General features: G+C 66.7%; 18 protein-coding genes and 1 tRNA gene. 14 read left to right on the top strand and 5 right to left on the bottom strand.

The window, feature by feature from the left end; translation table 11 throughout:
• Positions 1-149 precede the first annotated feature (149 nt).
• The 6 genes from PYV55_RS12170 to PYV55_RS12145 all read left to right on the top strand — a co-directional run bounded on the left by PYV55_RS12170 (position 150) and on the right by PYV55_RS12145 (position 6,882).
• A tRNA-Met gene (locus tag PYV55_RS12170) sits at positions 150-226 on the top strand.
• 191 nt (positions 227-417) lie between these two features.
• Complete coding sequence (locus tag PYV55_RS12165) at positions 418-1,572, top strand: EscU/YscU/HrcU family type III secretion system export apparatus switch protein (RefSeq protein WP_275851548.1); 1,155 nt, start codon at positions 418-420, stop codon at positions 1,570-1,572.
• Positions 1,569-3,665: a flagellar biosynthesis protein FlhA gene (gene flhA, locus PYV55_RS12160; protein WP_275851546.1), complete on the top strand. Its 2,097-nt coding sequence runs from the start codon at positions 1,569-1,571 to the stop codon at positions 3,663-3,665. Before PYV55_RS12165 ends, flhA begins: the two co-directional genes overlap by 4 nt.
• Entirely contained in the window at positions 3,662-5,191 is a 1,530-nt protein-coding gene (flhF, locus tag PYV55_RS12155; RefSeq protein ID WP_275851544.1) for a flagellar biosynthesis GTPase FlhF, read from the top strand. Before flhA ends, flhF begins: the two co-directional genes overlap by 4 nt.
• Complete coding sequence (locus PYV55_RS12150) at positions 5,184-6,161, top strand: hypothetical protein (RefSeq protein ID WP_275851542.1); 978 nt, start codon at positions 5,184-5,186, stop codon at positions 6,159-6,161. Before flhF ends, PYV55_RS12150 begins: the two co-directional genes overlap by 8 nt.
• A gap of 4 nt (positions 6,162-6,165) precedes the next feature.
• A complete protein-coding gene (locus PYV55_RS12145; protein WP_275851564.1) occupies positions 6,166-6,882 on the top strand; it encodes an RNA polymerase sigma factor FliA in 717 nt (238 codons plus the stop codon).
• 31 nt (positions 6,883-6,913) lie between these two features.
• Here the strand turns inward: PYV55_RS12145 and PYV55_RS12140 are convergent, their stop codons facing one another.
• From PYV55_RS12140 to flgA, 3 genes are all read right to left on the bottom strand, one after another.
• Positions 6,914-7,315 carry a hypothetical protein gene (locus PYV55_RS12140; protein WP_275851539.1) on the bottom strand — a complete coding sequence of 134 codons (402 nt, stop codon included), beginning with the start codon at positions 7,313-7,315 and terminating at the stop codon, positions 6,914-6,916.
• Between the two features lie 32 nt (positions 7,316-7,347).
• Entirely contained in the window at positions 7,348-7,698 is a 351-nt protein-coding gene (gene flgM / locus PYV55_RS12135; protein ID WP_275851537.1) for a flagellar biosynthesis anti-sigma factor FlgM, read from the bottom strand.
• Between the two features lie 116 nt (positions 7,699-7,814).
• Complete coding sequence (gene flgA / locus PYV55_RS12130; RefSeq protein ID WP_275851535.1) at positions 7,815-8,564, bottom strand: flagellar basal body P-ring formation chaperone FlgA; 750 nt, start codon at positions 8,562-8,564, stop codon at positions 7,815-7,817.
• A gap of 238 nt (positions 8,565-8,802) precedes the next feature.
• Here flgA and flgB point away from each other — a divergent pair, with 238 nt between their 5' ends.
• The 7 genes from flgB to PYV55_RS12095 are packed head-to-tail and all read left to right on the top strand — an operon-like array spanning position 8,803 to position 14,059.
• On the top strand, positions 8,803-9,261 hold the full coding sequence (gene flgB / locus PYV55_RS12125) for a flagellar basal body rod protein FlgB (RefSeq protein ID WP_275851533.1): 459 nt from the start codon (positions 8,803-8,805) through the stop codon (positions 9,259-9,261).
• A gap of 31 nt (positions 9,262-9,292) precedes the next feature.
• The gene (flgC, locus tag PYV55_RS12120) at positions 9,293-9,697 is read left to right on the top strand and encodes a flagellar basal body rod protein FlgC (RefSeq protein ID WP_275851531.1); all 405 of its coding nucleotides are present in this window, start codon (positions 9,293-9,295) and stop codon (positions 9,695-9,697) included.
• A 27-nt stretch (positions 9,698-9,724) separates the two neighbouring features.
• Complete coding sequence (locus tag PYV55_RS12115; RefSeq protein ID WP_275851527.1) at positions 9,725-10,396, top strand: flagellar hook assembly protein FlgD; 672 nt, start codon at positions 9,725-9,727, stop codon at positions 10,394-10,396.
• Positions 10,397-10,427: 31 nt separating this feature from the next.
• The gene (gene flgE / locus PYV55_RS12110; protein ID WP_275851525.1) at positions 10,428-11,708 is read left to right on the top strand and encodes a flagellar hook protein FlgE; all 1,281 of its coding nucleotides are present in this window, start codon (positions 10,428-10,430) and stop codon (positions 11,706-11,708) included.
• A 35-nt stretch (positions 11,709-11,743) separates the two neighbouring features.
• Positions 11,744-12,484, top strand: coding sequence for a flagellar basal-body rod protein FlgF (flgF, locus tag PYV55_RS12105; RefSeq protein ID WP_275851522.1), 741 nt, complete (start codon positions 11,744-11,746; stop codon positions 12,482-12,484).
• A 51-nt stretch (positions 12,485-12,535) separates the two neighbouring features.
• Positions 12,536-13,318, top strand: coding sequence for a flagellar basal-body rod protein FlgG (gene flgG / locus PYV55_RS12100; protein WP_275851519.1), 783 nt, complete (start codon positions 12,536-12,538; stop codon positions 13,316-13,318).
• A gap of 45 nt (positions 13,319-13,363) precedes the next feature.
• Positions 13,364-14,059, top strand: coding sequence for a flagellar basal body L-ring protein FlgH (locus PYV55_RS12095; RefSeq protein WP_275851517.1), 696 nt, complete (start codon positions 13,364-13,366; stop codon positions 14,057-14,059).
• Between the two features lie 70 nt (positions 14,060-14,129).
• Here the strand turns inward: PYV55_RS12095 and recX are convergent, their stop codons facing one another.
• The gene (gene recX / locus PYV55_RS12090) at positions 14,130-14,582 is read right to left on the bottom strand and encodes a recombination regulator RecX (protein WP_275851516.1); all 453 of its coding nucleotides are present in this window, start codon (positions 14,580-14,582) and stop codon (positions 14,130-14,132) included.
• A gap of 82 nt (positions 14,583-14,664) precedes the next feature.
• Positions 14,665-15,741, bottom strand: coding sequence for a recombinase RecA (gene recA, locus PYV55_RS12085; protein WP_275851513.1), 1,077 nt, complete (start codon positions 15,739-15,741; stop codon positions 14,665-14,667).
• Between the two features lie 153 nt (positions 15,742-15,894).
• Between recA and PYV55_RS12080 the strand changes: the two genes are divergently transcribed.
• Complete coding sequence (locus tag PYV55_RS12080) at positions 15,895-16,395, top strand: MarR family winged helix-turn-helix transcriptional regulator (protein WP_275851510.1); 501 nt, start codon at positions 15,895-15,897, stop codon at positions 16,393-16,395.
• Positions 16,396-16,427: the final 32 nt, after the last annotated feature.

The following is a 16,427-nucleotide window of genomic DNA, read 5'->3' as shown; positions in this document are numbered from 1 at the left end:
ATGCTTGCCCTTCGCGTCAACCGCGCAAACAGCGAGTGGGCCAGCTACTGGGCTACCACTTACCTTTATGCGGCTTGATGGGCACATCAGTTTGAATCGCACCCTGCCGCGATTGCAGACGTACAAATTTGGCTATAATTGCGGGCTTCGGCGCTTTAGCTCAGTCGGTTAGAGCGATGGAATCATAATCCACAGGTCCGCGGTTCGAATCCGTGAAGCGCCACCAATTTTTTGGCATTTTTGTGCCCTCGAGGCCCGCAGCAACGTTTCGTTCTGCGGGCTTTTTCGTTGGCGCAGGGGCGGGCGCGGCGGCAAAGAAAAAGGCGCCAGAGCGCCCGCTTATCGGGCTTTAGATTTTCAGGTGGCCCAGGACAATGACCGACGTCACGCAACCACGTCGGTTCTTCTGTCGCCACCATGGAATCCAGCCAAGAAAGAAATCTGCCGGCCTCCGAGCGCAAGCTGCAAAAGGCGCGCGAGGATGGCCAGGCGGCACGCTCGCGCGATTTGGCGCATCTGGCCATTTTGGGCACGGGCGCGGTGGTTTTGCTCGTCGGCGCGCCCGCGCTGACAGACCATTTGCAGCGCGCCATCGAACGCCAGCTCGTGTTCAATGCGGCCACGGTGCTTGCGCCCGCGAGCATGTTCGCACGGCTGCAGGACATGGCCTGGATCGGGCTGCTGGCGAGCGCCCTGTTTGCCGCGCTCACCGGCGGGGCGGCGCTGCTCAGCGCGATCGGCGCGGGCGGCTGGGTGTTCAGCTTCAAGCCGATCATGCCGCAGTTCAACCGCCTCAATCCCTTGACGGGCGTGGGCAACCTGTTCACCAAGCAGCAATTCGCGCAGGTCGCGAAGATGCTGCTGCTGAGCGCGATTTTGACCTTCGTGGCCTGGAAGCACCTCGCGGGCAGCCTGGGCCGCGTGGCGCAGCTCGTGCTATTGCCCGCGCCGGCAGCGCTGGGCCAGGTGGGGCAGTGGCTTACCGAGGGCATGGGCCTGCTCTTGCTCGTGGTGTTTCTGGCCGCGGCCATAGACGTGCCGCTGCAGGCGTACTTCTTCAAGGCGCAGCGCCGCATGTCGCACGAGGAAGTCAAGCAGGAGCACAAGGAATCCGACGGCAACCCGCAGATCAAGGGCCGCATCCGCCAGCGCCAGCGCGAGATGGCCGACCGCGCCAGCGTGGCGGCCGTGCCCAAGGCCGACTTCGTGCTCATGAACCCCACGCACTACGCTGTGGCGCTGCGCTACGACGAGGCCACCATGGCCGCGCCGCAGGTGGTCGCGCGCGGCACCGACCTGATCGCGATGCGCATCCGCGACCTCGCCACGAGCCACGGCATTCCGGTGCTGCAGGCGCCGATGCTCGCACGGGCGCTGTACGCGCATGCCGAGCTCGAGCAGGGCATTCCGCCCGTGCTCTACACCGCCGTGGCGCAGGTGCTGGCCTACGTCTATCGCCTCAGGGCAGCGCTGCGCGGCGAAGGCCGGATGCCTGAGGCGCTCGTGCCGCCCGAGGTGCCGCCCGAGCTCGATCCGCTGCAGCGTGCGCACACCGTGGGAGACAGCGCATGAACGCCGTAGTGAAATCCTGGCAGCAATCGCTGCAGCAGTGGCTGGGTGGCAACGGCGCGTTGCTGCAGGGCCTGATGGCGCCGCTGCTCGTGGTGGCGATCCTGGGTCTGATGGTGCTGCCCATCCCGGCCTGGCTGCTCGACACCTTCTTCACGTTCAACATCGCCGTCGCCCTGATGGTGATGATGGCCGCGGCCTACATGGTGCGGCCGCTGGACTTTGCGTCTTTTCCCTCGGTGCTGCTGCTGACCACGTTGATGCGCCTGTCGCTCAACGTGGCCTCGACGCGCGTGGTGCTGCTGCAGGGGCATACCGGCCCTGGGGCGGCGGGCGCGGTGATCGAGGCCTTCGGGCACTTCCTGATCGGCGGCAATTTCGCCGTGGGCCTGATCGTGTTTGCGATTCTGGTGGTGATCAACTTCATCGTCGTGACCAAGGGCGCGGAGCGCATCGCCGAAGTGTCGGCGCGCTTCACGCTCGACGCCATGCCGGGCAAGCAGATGGCCGTGGATGCCGACCTCAACGCCGGCCTGATCGACGAAAAAGAAGCCAAGCGCCGCCGCGCCGAAGTGGCCGAGGAGGCCAACTTCTTCGGCGCCATGGACGGCGCTTCGAAGTTCGTGCGCGGCGACGCGGTGGCCGGCATTCTGATTTTGCTCATCAACATCGTCGGCGGCTTCGCGGTCGGCGTGCTGCAGCATGACCTTTCGGCCGCCGAGGCGGCCAACAGCTATATTTTGCTGGCCATTGGCGACGCGCTGGTGGCGCAGATTCCAGGCCTGCTGATCTCCGTGGCCGCGGCCATGGTGATCTCGCGCGTGGGCAAGGAGGATGAAGTCGGGCAGCAGATCGTGCGGCAGCTCTTCGCCTCGCCGCGCGTGTTTGCCGTGGCGGCCGCGATCCTGCTGCTGCTGGGCTTGATCCCGGGCATGCCGAACCTGGTGTTTTTGGGCATGGGCAGCGCGCTGGGCTATGCCGCCTGGGCCATGCACCGCAAACAGCAGGAGCCGCCGCCGGCCGAGCCCGCACCGCCCGCCCCCGTGAGCGACGGTGAAGCCACCTGGGACGACCTGCAACCTATCGACCTGCTGGGCCTGGAGCTGGGCTACCGGCTGATCACCCTCGTGGACAAAACCCGCCAGGGCGACCTGCTCACGCGCATCAAAGGTGTGCGGCGCAAGTTTGCGCAGGAGGTGGGCTTTTTGCCGCCCGCGGTGCACGTGCGTGACAACCTCGAGCTCAAGCCCAACGGCTACCGCGTCACGCTGCGCGGCGTGGTCGTGGGCGAGGGCGAGGCCTTTCCCGGCATGTACCTGGCGATCAACCCGGGCGGCATCAGCACGCCGCTGATCGGCACGCCCACCACCGATCCGGCCTTCGGCCTGCCCGCGCACTGGATCGACGAGCGCCAGAAGGAAGCGGCGCAAATGGCCGGTTTTACCGTCGTTGATTCGGAAACCGTGCTCGCGACGCATTTGTCACACTTGATGCAAGTGCACGCCGCCAAGCTCCTGAGCCGCACCGAGACGCAGCAGCTCGTGGAGCATGTGGCCAAGCTGGCACCCAAGCTCATCGAGGAAGTGGTCCCCAAAATGGTTTCCATCACGACGTTCCAAAAGGTCTTGCAGTTGTTGCTGGAGGAGTCGGTGCACATCCGCGACATCCGCAGCATCATCGAAACGCTGGCCGAATACGCGGGCAGCATCAGCGATCCGGTGGAGCTTGCGCGGCGCGTGCGCATCGCGCTGGCGCCCGCCATCGTGCAGCAAATCTACGGCCCCACGCGCGAGCTGCCCGTGATCGCGATCGAGCCCGGCCTGGAGCGCCTGCTCGTGCAGGCTCTGGGCAATGCGTCCGGCCCCGCGCTCGACCCCGGCGTGGCCGACCTGCTCATGCACAAGGCGGCCGAGGCCGCGCAAAAGCAGGAGGACGTGGGGCTGCCTGCCTGTCTGCTCGTGCCTGACCATATCCGCATGGCCGTGGCGCGCCTCGTGCGCCGCGCCGCACCGCGCCTGCAAGTGCTGGCGCACAGCGAAATCCCTGAAACCCACACCATCCGCATCGGGCCCATCCTGCAAGGAGCCGCAGCATGAACATCCAACGCTTTCTGGCCCCCACGGCACGCGAAGCCCTGGCCAAGGCCCGCATGGCCTTCGGCGAAGGCACCATCATCCTCTCCAACCGCGCCACCGAGCAGGGCGTAGAAGTCGTTGCCACGGGCGAAGAAGCCCTGGCGGCGCTCGACAATGCCGCTGCTGCGCCGCGCCGCTCCCCCGGGCCGGGTACGGGTGCGAGTGCTGCTGCAGCCGGCGCCCAAACCCTGCAGCGCGCGAGTGGCAAGGCCGCGCACGCCGAGCCCAAGACCGCGCGCAACCCGGTAGAGGAAGATGCCGAGCAGCTGGCCATGAGCACGCTCTCGTTCCAGGACTACGTGCGCGAGCGCATGCTGCGCCGGCGGCACGAGGCCTTGCAGGGCGGCGCAGCGGCCGCGCCGCAGCCGGCACGCGGCCGTGCTGCCGAACCCGCACTGGCAACAGCTGCCGCGCAAGCTGCGCCCGCCGTGGCGCGGCACAACCCGCTGCGCAGCATCCCCATGGACCTGCCGCCCGAACCCGCACCGCGCCGGCGCGCCGAGCCGTCCGTGGCGGCAGCGCCTGCCGAAACGGGGCAGCGCCAGTTGCTGGGCGAGTTGCAAGCCATGAAGGCGCTGATCGAGGACCGCTTCAACACGCTGGCCTGGCTGGGCCAGGCGCGGCAGAACCCGATCCAGTCCAACCTCATGCTCAAGCTCCTGCGCGCCGGCTACTCGCCCACGCTGGCGCGCGCCGTGCTCGAACGCCTGCCCGAAGACCTTTCGGCCGGCGACGCCTTGCACTGGCTCATGGAGGTGCTCGAGCGCAACCTCAAGACCGACGCACAGGCGCCCGCGCTGTATGAAGAAGGCGGCGTCTATGCCCTCGTGGGCGCGACGGGCGTGGGCAAGACCACCACCACGGCCAAGCTCGCGGCCTTGTGCGCGCGCCTGTACGGCCCCGCGAGCGTGGGCCTGATCACGCTCGACACCTACCGCGTTGGCGCGCACGAGCAGCTGCGCACCTACGGCCGCATGCTGGGCATCGTCGCTCACCTGGCGCACGACCGCGCGGCACTGCAGGACTTGCTCGGGCTCTTGGGCGGCAAGAAGATGGTGCTGATCGACACCACCGGCATCGCCCCGCGCGATCCGCGCAAGCGCGACATGCTCGACGTGCTCGACCTGCCCAGCGTGCAAAGGCTGCTGGTGCTCAATGCCGGCTGCCACGGCGACACGCTCGACGACGTGCTCACGGGTTTCAAGACCACGGGCGCGCAGCAGGCCATCCTCTCCAAGGTCGATGAGGCCGTGAAGCTCGGGCCCGCGCTCGACGCGCTGATCCGCCATCAGATGGTGCTGCGCGGCGTGACCAACGGCCAGCGCGTACCCGAAGACTGGGAAAACGCCGACGCGCACAAGCTCATCAACCTGTCCATGCGCGCGCCCGTGAAGTCGGCCTTCGACCCGCGCGAGTCGGAGCTGAACTTCTTTTTCACGCCGTCCGGCGACGGCATGGCCTTGCAGGGAGCGCTCGCCGATGCTTGAGGCCTGTTTCCACCAGGGTGCGGGGCTGCACCGCTTCATGCCGCAGGCGCGGCTGCGCGTGCTCGGCGTGGCGGCCCCCGAACGTGCCGCACCACAGGCGCTAGGAGTCTGTCGGACTTTGGGCGTCGAAAGCGAGAATGCGCCCCGGCGAGGCCAGTTTTTGCCGGATTCGCCGCCCCATAGCGGGACTATGGGGCAAGAAGCCGGTAAAAAATGGGCCGCTGCGGTGCATTCGCAGCCGACGATTCCAAAGTCCGACAGGCTCCTAGAGGCGCTGTGGCAGGTTTGTGCCGCCCTGCAAAAGCTGGCTGGCCCGGTGTTGGTGCTCGACGGCACGGCGGGCGAGTCGCAAGAGACCCCTGGGTTGCTGCACCTGCTGCAGCAGGCGCCCTGGCACGAGCGCGACGGTGTCGACGCGGGCGGCGCGGCGCATGCCGGCGCCTCGCTGGCCGTGTTGCCCGCGGCGCGCGGCCTGCCGCGCCTGCTGCGCCTGGCCGAAGATGCGCAGGCGCCGGCGTTGCAGGGCTTGCTGCCGTATTTCAGGGCCTATGGCATGCTGGTGCTGTATGCGCCGGCGGACCTGCTCGGGGTTTTGCTGGCGCAGACTGCGGGCATGCCGCTGGTACTCATGTCCGGCGATGCACAGGCGGTGTTGGCGGGCTACCATGCCGCCAAACAGCTGGCCCTGCATGCGGGCTTGAACAGCCGGGTGGTTGCACTGCTCGAGCGCGGCGATGCCGCAGAGCGTGCGCAGGCGCAGGCGGCCTTGAGTAATCTGCAGCGCTGCGCCCGGCAGTATCTGGGCGGACTCGTGCACACTAGCGCCATCCACAGGCAAAATCCCCAGGACATTCAGCGCCTGGCTTTGCAGTTGCTGGAGAACGCGGGCAGCATCGAGGCGCAGACGGCCAGTTTCGGGCCGATTCCTGCGGCAGCAGACGCACCTGCGCACTTCGTTCGGAGGCATTGACTTGATGTACACCGCCAAAGGGCAGTTCGACCGCGATGCCTTGTTGCGCCAGCACGTGCCCCTGGTGCGGCGCATCGCCCACCACATGATCGCAAAACTGCCCCCGAATGTGGAGCTCGACGATCTGATTCAGGTGGGCATGATCGGGCTCGCGGACGCCCTTACACGCTTCGAGGCGGGGCAGGGGGTGCAGTTCGAGACTTTCGCCACCCAGCGCATCCGCGGCGCCATGCTCGACGAGCTGCGCGAGTCCGACTGGATGTCACGCAGCGCACGCAAGAGCCAGAAGGACATAGAAAACGCCGTGCACCGCCTGGAGCAGAAATTGGGGCGCAGCCCCAAAGAGTCCGAGATCGCCGCCGAAATGGGCATGCCACTGCCCGAATACCAAAGCCTGCTCGGCAAGGTGCGCGGCACGCAACTCGTCTATCTCGAGGACATGGGCCACGGCAGCGAGGAAGAAGACGCCTTTCTCGACCGTCACGTGGCCGCCGGCGGCGCCGATCCGCTGCACATCCTGCGCGACCAGCGCCTGCGCAAGGCGCTGGTGCAGGCCATCGAAAGCCTGCCCGAGCGCGAGCAGCACGTGATGGGCATGTATTACGAGCACGACATGAACCTCAAGGAAATTGCCGCCGTGCTCGGCGTGACCGAATCGCGCGTGTGCCAATTGCACAGCCAAGCCGTCGCGCGCCTGCGCTCCAAGATGCGCCAGCATTGAGCAAGACCGGGGTCTCGCTCTGGAGGGCCCGTCAGCCCGCAGAGCGGTACATGCGCGCGGCGCTCCCGGCGGGGCGGCCACTGACTGCAGCTTCGTAAGTGGTTTCTGCGGCGCTGGCCAGGGGCAGCAGGGCGGCAAGCTGGCGGCCGTGTGCCGCCGACAGGCGTGCCAGATTTTCTCGCTGCATGGCCAGCAGCGCACTGGCGGCGCGGATGCGTTGTTGCAGCGCTGCGGGCAGCGCGTCTTGCGCAGCCCCTTGCTTTTGCGCCCGCTGCTGCGCGCGCCAGACTTCGAGCGCCTGTGCAAACGCCACGACCGCAGTGCGCAAGCTCGATGTGCTTTTTTCCAGCCCCGGCGCGTCGGCAGCGAGCAAGGCGGCGGACACTTCTTGCAAGTCTTGTTCAACCCGGCCGAGAAGGGTTTCGAGGGTCATGTGCGGTGGTGCAAGCCTTGCGCGCCCGCGGCTCAGCCACCGCGGCTGTTGTGGCTGAGGATTTCTGCGGCGTTGGCCAGCATTTTGTCGGCGACGGCCTCGGCGTTGACCTTGAACGTGCCTTTTTCGATGGCGCTGCGCACGGCTTTGACTTTGTTGGCGTCGAAGTCGGCCGGGCTGCGCGTGCCGGCCCCGAGCGCCTGTGCCGCCAGCGACGACACGGTGACGCTGCTCGCCGTCGCGGCGGGCGCATTCGTGGCCTGGGTGCTGGCGGCGCGTTGGGCGGCGTCTTCCGCGGCGGCAGCAGGGCTCCTGGCCTGCTTTGCGGCAGGGCCCGTCTGCGTTGAAACGCCTGGGAGTTCGGGGGGTGTACCAATTTTCATCGTCTTCTCCGCCGCCTGTCGTGCCGCGCTGTAGCACGGGGTGAAGGCATGTTGCCCACTTTTTCGACCGATTGGCGTGAGACTTTAGCGTTTTTTGCGTGTGCAGCCAGGTGGGGCTACAAAGCCAGCTCCACCGCGCCTGCGCCGTTCACCACGCCCGAGACGATGCGCCCATTGGCCATGCGCACGCGCACCGTCTGGCCGGCGCCGCCTGCGCTCAAGGCCTGGCCGTCGGCCGTCACCGCGTAGCCTGGCCCCTGTGCCAGCACCTTGACCTGCGCGCCGGCGCCGAACAGCTCGGGCGGGCGCACCATGGACTGGCGCAGCGCCTGCCCCGCCATGAGCGTGCGCGCTGCCGTCTGGCCCACCCACAGATCGGGGTTGGCGAGCACGGCGGCCGGCTCCGCGGCCCAATCGACCTCGGCCTCGACGGCATCCTCGGCTCTGAGCACCGCACCGTTCGGCACGTTGCTGCGCAGCACCCAGGCCGGACCGAAGGCCTTGACCGTGACGGGCAAAAACACATTCCATGCGACGCGCCCCTGCACACAGCGCAGCCCCAGGCGCGTGCGCCCCCACAGGCGGCTGCCCGGCGGCAGGTAGGGCTCGACGCGCGTGCAGGGCGCGAGCTGCAGGCGTGGATCGAGCGCGCCGACTTCGACCTGCATGCGCAAGGGCAGCGCGCCCGAGGGTTCGCTCGCGAGTGCGTCCTGCAAAAAGCGCTGGCCTAGCGTGCCCAGGCGTGCGCCATCGTCGGCGCCTGCGCCGCTGGTTTGCGCGAGCGCCACCGAGCACCCCAAAGCCAGGACGAGCAGGCCGCGAAAAATATGCATCAAAACGGCATTTAAGGCAGATATAGACTGCATGAGAAGCTCCTTAATCATGAGCAATATGCATGGCCTTCGCCCATCCGTGCAAGGCGGACACCAAGCCCATTTCACCCGTCCTACTGTAGGCGCCGCGCCCGCCGCCCATGCCGGGAATTGCGCGCCGATTCGGCCCGTTTTCGGGCTTTAGGAAAAAACCGCGCTTCCCATAATCGACGCCACACCGCAGCCCAGCCTGCTCCGTACCTCCACCCCACGCAACCACGCGAGGCCCCCGATGCTCAACAAGATGACCCAGTCGCTGGATTTCCAAGGCCAGGCGCTCTTGCTGCGCGCCGAGCGCCAGCGCGTGCTGGCCAGCAACATCGCCAACGCCGACACGCCCGGCTACACGGCGCGCGATTTCAACTTTGCCGATGCGTTGCGCACGGCCAGCGGCAATGCGGGTGCGGGCACCACCGTGCGCCTGGCACCTGCAAGCGCCAGCGCCGATGCCGGCATCAGCGACCCGCGCCACATCCCGCTGCCCACGGCGCAGGTCGGCGGCATGGGCTCCGGCGTGGTCGGTGAAAAGCTCGGCTACGCCGTGCAGACCGAGCCCAGCCTGGACAACAACAGCGTCGATCTGGACCGCGAGCGCGCGAACTTCGTGGACAACGCCGTGCGCTACGAGGCCACGCTGCGCTTCATCAACGGCCAGGCCAAGACCATGCTCAGCGCCATCCAGGGGCAGTAACCCTGGAAAGCCGCAGCAAAGGAGCAAGACCATGTCCATGTTTTCGATCTTCAACATCTCGGGCAGCGCGGTCAGTGCGCAGGCGCAGCGCCTCAACGTGGTGGCGAGCAACCTGGCCAACGTCGATGCCGTCGCAGGCCCCGACGGCCAGGCGTACAAGGCGCGCCAGGTGCTGTTCCAGACCACGCCCATGGGATCGGACGGCGCCGCCGGCGTGCGCGTGAGCGCCGTCAATGAAGACAACACCCCGGGCCGGCGCGTGCACGAGCCAAACAACCCCATGGCCGACGCGCAGGGCTACGTGACCTACGCGAACGTGAACGCGGTCGAGGAGATGGTGAACATGATCTCGGCCTCGCGCTCGTACCAGAACAACGTCGAAGTCATGAACACGGCCAAGTCGCTGCTGCTCAAGACCCTGCAAATGGGGCAATAGACCCATCGTTTCTCAGGAGCCAACGCCATGAGCACCACCATCAGCCCCGTCGGGCAGACGACTTCGTCCAGCAGCGCCTCCGCGGCCGGCGCTGCGGCCAACGCCGCCGCCGACCCGGCCGCGGCGCAGGATCGCTTCCTCAAGCTGCTCGTGGCGCAGCTCAACAACCAGGACCCGATGAACCCGCTGGACAACGCGCAGATGACTTCGCAGATCGCGCAGATCAACACCGTCACCGGCATCCAGCAGCTCAACGACACGGTCAACAAGTTCGCGGGCCAGCTCGCCGTGCAGCAGCTCGTGCAGGGCAGCAGCCTGGTCGGGCACCAGGTGCTGGTCGAGGGCGACACGCTTGCCGTCGATGCGAAAAGCGGCCAGGCCACCGGAGGCTTCGACCTCGCGGCCTCGGCCGCGAGCGTCACGGTGCAGGTGCTCGACGCCAGCGGCAAGCAGATCGGCGCGGTGGACCTGGGCGCGCTGCCCGCAGGCCGCCACGGCTTCGCCTGGGACGCTTCCAGCTACCAGGGCAGCAGCGCGCCGCGTTTCCAGGTGGTGGCGAGCAACGGCAGCACGGCGGTGAGCGCCACGCCGCTGGCCACGCAGCAGGTGAGCGCGGTGAGTATGTCGAACGGCGCCCTGCAATTGCAGTTGAGCGACGGCAGCAGCGTTGCGCAAAGCGCCGTCAAAGCCGTTCAGTGATTTTCAAATACTTTGTTTTCAGGAGCACACCATGGCTTTCCAACAAGGACTTTCGGGCCTGAACGCTGCCAGCAAAAGCCTGGACGTGATCGGCAACAACATCGCGAATGCGAACACCACGGGCTTCAAGTCCTCGCGCGCTGAATTTGCCGACATGGTGGCCTCGGCGATGGGCGTGGCGGGCGGGTCTGATGCGGGCATTGGGGTGCAGGTGGCGGACATTGCCCAGCAGTTCACGCGCGGCAACATCAGCACCACGGGCAACAACCTCGACGTGGCCATAGACGGCGGCGGATTTTTCAAGCTGCAGCAAGCGGACGGCAGCATGGCGTACACGCGCGCGGGCAATTTCCAGCTCGACAAAGTGGGCAACCTGGTGACCAACAACAACGCGAAGGTGCTGGGCTACACCGTCGATCCGACCACGGGCAAGCCTGTCAGTGGTGCGAGCCCGGTGCCGCTGGTGTTCCCGACCTCTGCGCCGATCGCCGCCAAGCAGACCAGCAAGATCATGGTGGGACTCAACCTCGATGCCCGGGCACCTGATGCCGCCGGGGACCCTGCAGCCACGCCCCCCATACCAGCGACCCCGCGCACCACCTACAGCACATCGATCAATGTGTACGACAGCCAAGGTGTCGCCAAGCCGGTGAACCTGTATTTCCAGAAAAACGGTGCCAACACCTGGGATGTCTATGACCAGCTCGACGATGCCACGGCAACGCCCCCCGTGGTTGCGACGCCTATCGGCCAGGTCACCTTCGACAACAACGGCGCCATTCTGGCGCCGGCACCGGTTGCTCCGAGCACCGAGCACCTCTTGTCGCTGACCGTGAATCCCAGCCCGCCCAACCCCAATGCCTTGCCCGCTTTTCCCGTCAGCATCAACCTGGACAAGGTCACCCAATACGGCAGCAGCTTTGCCGTCTCCACGCTGAGCCAGGACGGCTATGCCTCGGGCGAGCTGACCAGCGTGAACATCGAAAACAGCGGCATGGTCATGGCCACTTATTCGAACGGCGTGACGCGGGCCGAGGCGCAGCTCGCGCTTGCCAACTTCCGCAATCCGCAGGGGCTGCGCCCCACTGGTGGCAACAATTGGGTGGAGACGTTCGAGTCCGGTGCGCCCGTCGTGGGTGCGCCCGGCACGGGCAGTTTGGGGGCATTGCGATCCGGCTCACTCGAGGATTCCAACGTCGATCTCACCGCCGAACTCGTCAACCTGATGACCGCGCAGCGCTACTACCAGGCCAATGCGCAGACCATCAAGACCGAAGATCAGGTGATGTCCACCCTGGTCAACCTGCGGTGATGGGCGCTGCCCTTTTTTGATACCGAGGGATTGCCATGGACCGCATCATCTACACCGCGATGACGGGCGCGAGCGCCGCGTCGCAGCGCCAGGCGGTGCTCTCAAACAACCTGGCCAACGCCTCGACCAACGGCTTTCGCGCCGAGATGTCGGCGTTTCGCGCGGTGCCGCTGCGCGGCGACGGTGCGACCACGCGCGTGTTTGCGCTCGAAGCCACGGCGGGCCATGTCGATACGCCCGGCCCGGCGCAGCAGACCGGGCGCAACCTCGACGCCATGGCCGTGGGCCAGGCCTGGTTTGCCGTGCAGGGGCTCGACGGCACCGAAGCCTACACGCGCGCAGGCCGCCTCGAAATCTCCACCGACGGCCAGCTCGTAAACGGCATGGGGCAGCCCATGCTGTCCAGCCAGGGCACGCCCATCGACGTGCCGCAGGGCGCCGAGGTCACGCTGGGTGACGACGGCACCGTCACGGCGCGCATTCCGGGGCAGCAGCCCACCACGGTGGGGCGCCTGAAGCTCGCCACACCCACGCCGGACGATCCGCTCAAGCGCGGCGACGACGGGCTTTTTCGCACCACTTCGGGCGATCCGCTGCCCTCCGACCCGAACGCCAAGCTGCAAAGCGGCGCGCTCGAGGGCTCGAACGTGAACTCGGTGCAGGCCATGGTGGACATGATCACTGCGGCGCGCCAGTTTGAACAACAGATGCAATTGCTGCAGTCGGCGCAGTCCGACGACAAGGCCGCGAGCCAGTTGCTCAACATCAACGCTTGATCCGCCACATGAAACGCGGCCCGCTGCGCCGCACCGACCGAGGAAACCGCCATGATGAATTCGCTGTGGATCGCCAAGACCGGCATGTCCGCCCAGCAGACCGAGCTGGACGTGATCTCGCACAACCTGGCCAACGTCTCGACCACGGGCTACAAGCGCAACAGCGCCCAGTTCTCTGACCTGATCTACCAGAACCTGCGCCAGGTCGGGGCCAACGCGGACGAGCAAAACCAGCTGCCCACGGGCCTGCACCTGGGCCTTGGCGTGCGCACCGTGGCCACGAGCCGCAATTTCACGCAGGGCACCTTGCAGCAGACGCAAAACAGCCTGGACGTGGCCATCAACGGCAATGGCTTTTTCCAGGTGACCATGCCCGACGGCACGCAGGCGTATACGCGCGCCGGGTCTTTCCAGCTCGACGGCGCAGGCCGCCTCGTGACCCCCAGTGGCCTGCCCGTGGCCAACGGCATCACCGTGCCGCCAGGCGCCACGAGTGTGAACATCGCCAACGATGGCACGGTGTCGGCGGTGCTTGCGGGCTCGACCGCGCCTTCCACCATAGGCACGCTGGCGATGGTCAACTTCGTCAACCCGGCGGGGCTGGAGCCCGTGGGCGACAACCTTTACAAGGAATCGGTCGCCTCGGGCACGCCGCAAGGGGGCACGCCCGGCACGAACGGTCTGGGCACGATCAAGCAGGGCTTTTTGGAGAACTCCAACGTCAACGTGGTGGAGGAGCTCGTGAACATGATCCAGACGCAGCGCGCCTACGAGATGAACTCGAAGGCCATCCAGACGGCAGACCAGATGCTCGCCAAGCTGGGGCAGCTCTGAGGTTTTTGCGCTGCAGACCGCACGCTTTTGCGAGGATTTTTTGCCATGGCCCGCCTTTTTATCTCTGTTCCTGCGCTGCTGCGCCTGCTGGCGTGCGCCGGTGCGGCCGCGCTCGTGGGCTGTACCAGCCTGATGGAGCCGCCACCCGTCGATGTGCTGCCGACCAAGCCGCAGCTGCCGCCGGCCGCCGCGGCGCGGCCCGTGAACGGCAGCCTGTTCAGCACCGCGACCTACCGGCCCGCGTTCGAAGACCGGCGCGCGCGCTTCGTGGGCGATACGGTGACCATCATGATCGTGGAGAACGTCTCGGCCAAGCAGGAGTCTTCCTCCGGCATAGACCGCAGCGGCTCCATCTCGGGGGGCATCAAGTCCTTTCCGTTCGTGAGCAATTGGCTGGCGAACAAGTCCACCATGGACGTGGGCGCGGAAAACAAATTCAACGGCCAGGGCAACACGCAGAGCACCAACACCTTCACAGGCTCCATCACCGCAACGGTGGTCGAGGTGCTGCCCAACGGGCACCTCGTGGTCACGGGCGAAAAGCAGATCGGCGTGAACCACAACGTCGATGTGCTGCGCTTTTCGGGCACGGTGGACCCGCGCAACCTGCTGGCGGGCAGCGTCGTCAACTCAACCCAGGTGGCAAACGTGCGCATCGAGTCGCGCGGCCGCGGCGCCCAGGCCGAGGCCCAGGCCATGGGCTGGCTCGGGCGGTTTTTCAACATGGTGACGCCGTTTTGAGCGGGTTTGCGGCGCGCGGCAACGGGAATTTTGGGAATCGTGAGAGTCTGACCCCAATGCGCACGTCCAATTACTCGTTTTGCGCGGCGGCGCGCAGCACCTGACGTACCACTTCGGTGCTGAAGCCGCGCGCGGCGAGAAAGCGCATCTGCCGCGCCTGCTCTTGCGCATCGGCGGGCGGCGTGCCAAAGCGCCGCTGCCACACGGCCTGGGCGCGTGCGAATTCGCTCGCACGCAGGCTGTCGGCGGCGGCACGCACCAGTTCCGCGTCGAGTCCTTTGTGGCGCAGCTCCTGCAGCACGCGCTGCGTGCCCAGGCGCGGTGCGCGGCGGCGCAGCAGGGATTCGGCAGCGCGCGCGTCGCTCAAAAAACCTTGTGCTTCGAGCTCGCCCAGCAGTGCTTCGAGGTCTTCCCCGGCTTGCAGGTGCGGCGCGAGCCGGGCGGCGAGTTCGGCGCGCGCGTATTCGCGCCGCGCCAGCAGACGCAGCGCACGGCCTTTGAGCGAAGGCGTGGCAAAGCCCATGGAAATACTATGCTAAAGATAGCTGCTAGTGCTTTATGAATAAGCGCTAGAGCCACATTGGATGCTTCATTTTTGAAGCGGCTCAGGCCGGCGCTCCGCCCGGGGCCGGCGCCACGGCGGGTGGCAGTTGTGCGATGCCGAGCTGGGCGCGCACGAGGTTTTCGATTTCGTGCGCAAGCTCGGGGTTTTCACGCAGGAACTCGCGCGCGTTGTCGCGGCCCTGGCCGATTTTTTCGCCCTTGTAGGCGTACCAGGCGCCGGATTTTTCGATGATCTTGGCGTTCACACCCATGTCGATGATCTCGCCCTCGCGGCTGATGCCTTCGCCGAACAGGATGTCGAACTCGGCCGTCTTGAACGGCGGGCTGACCTTGTTCTTGACCACCTTGACCTTGGTCTCGTTGCCTATCGCTTCCTCGCCCTTCTTGATCGTGCCGGTGCGGCGGATGTCCAGGCGCACCGAGGCGTAGAACTTGAGCGCGTTGCCGCCCGTGGTGGTTTCGGGGCTGCCGAACATCACGCCGATCTTCATGCGGATCTGGTTGATGAAGATGACCATGCAGTTGGTCTTCTTGATCGTGGCGGTGAGCTTGCGCAGCGCCTGGCTCATGAGGCGCGCCTGCAGGCCGGGCAGGGCGTCGCCCATTTCGCCCTCGATCTCGGCCTTGGGCGTGAGTGCGGCGACCGAGTCGATCACGATCAGGTCGACCGCGCCCGAGCGCACCAGGCTGTCGACGATTTCGAGCGCCTGCTCGCCGGTGTCGGGCTGGCTGATGAGCAGGTCGGGCAGGTTGACGCCGAGCTTTTGTGCGTATTGCACGTCGAGCGCGTGCTCGGCATCGACGAAGGCGCAGGTGCCGCCCTGCTTTTGCATCTCGGCGATGACCTGCAGCGTGAGCGTGGTCTTGCCCGAGCTTTCGGGGCCGTAGATTTCGATCACGCGCCCGCGCGGCAGGCCGCCCACGCCGAGCGCGATGTCCAGCCCTAGCGAGCCGGTGGAGACGACCTGGATGTCCTCGATCGCCTCGCCTTCGCCCAGGCGCATGATGGTGCCCTTGCCGAACTGCTTTTCGATCTGCGCGAGCGCCGCTTGCAGGGCTTTGGCTTTTTCGCTGTTGGCGGAAGATGCGAGGGGGCTGCCCTTGGTGGCCATGTCCATGAAAAACTCCTTGAAAAAAGCGGGGGTGAGGCGGAGGGGTGAAGCGCGGAGGTGCGTGCTGCCCGTGACGGAAACTGGATGCTTGCACAGTAGTTTATGCGTGCATTGCGTGAATTTCATCGATAATTTGGTCAGTTTGATTGACGAAATGCCATGAGCGCAATGCCTCCGCCGACCGCTGCCGAAGACGCCTGGCGCCAGACGCACCTGGGCCGCCTGCTCGGCCATGCGCTGCGCCGCTTCGATGCGCGCGTGCTGCAGTTGATGGCGCGCAACGTCGAGGTGCCGCTGGCGCTGTCCAACCTCGCGGCGCGCAACCAGGTGTCGGCCGCGCACATCCACATCACGCGCCACCTGCGTCTGCAGGGCGACCGCCTGACCGACCTGGCCGAGCGCGCGGGCATGAGCAAGCAGGCCATGGCGACGCTGGTCGATCAGTGCGAGGCCTGGGGCCTGGTCACGCGCAGCGCCGACGCGCACGACGCGCGCGCGCGGCGCGTGCACTTCACGCCCACGGGGCTGGCCTGGCTGCAGGCCTTCCGCGACGCCGTGGCGCAGGCCGAAGCCGAATTCCGCGCCGAAGTCGGCCCCGAAGTGGCCACCGTGGTGGCATTGGGGCTCGAAGCCTACGCGCAGGGGCTGGAGACGCCCTGAGAACGTCACACGGCCTGAGCGCCGTACCGTCC

The organism is Extensimonas soli (genome assembly GCF_029211265.1).
GTDB classification, from domain to species: domain Bacteria; phylum Pseudomonadota; class Gammaproteobacteria; order Burkholderiales; family Burkholderiaceae_C; genus Extensimonas; species Extensimonas soli.
Note: the sequence above shows the minus strand (reverse complement) of the source record. Positions and strands in the feature narration are given on the sequence as shown.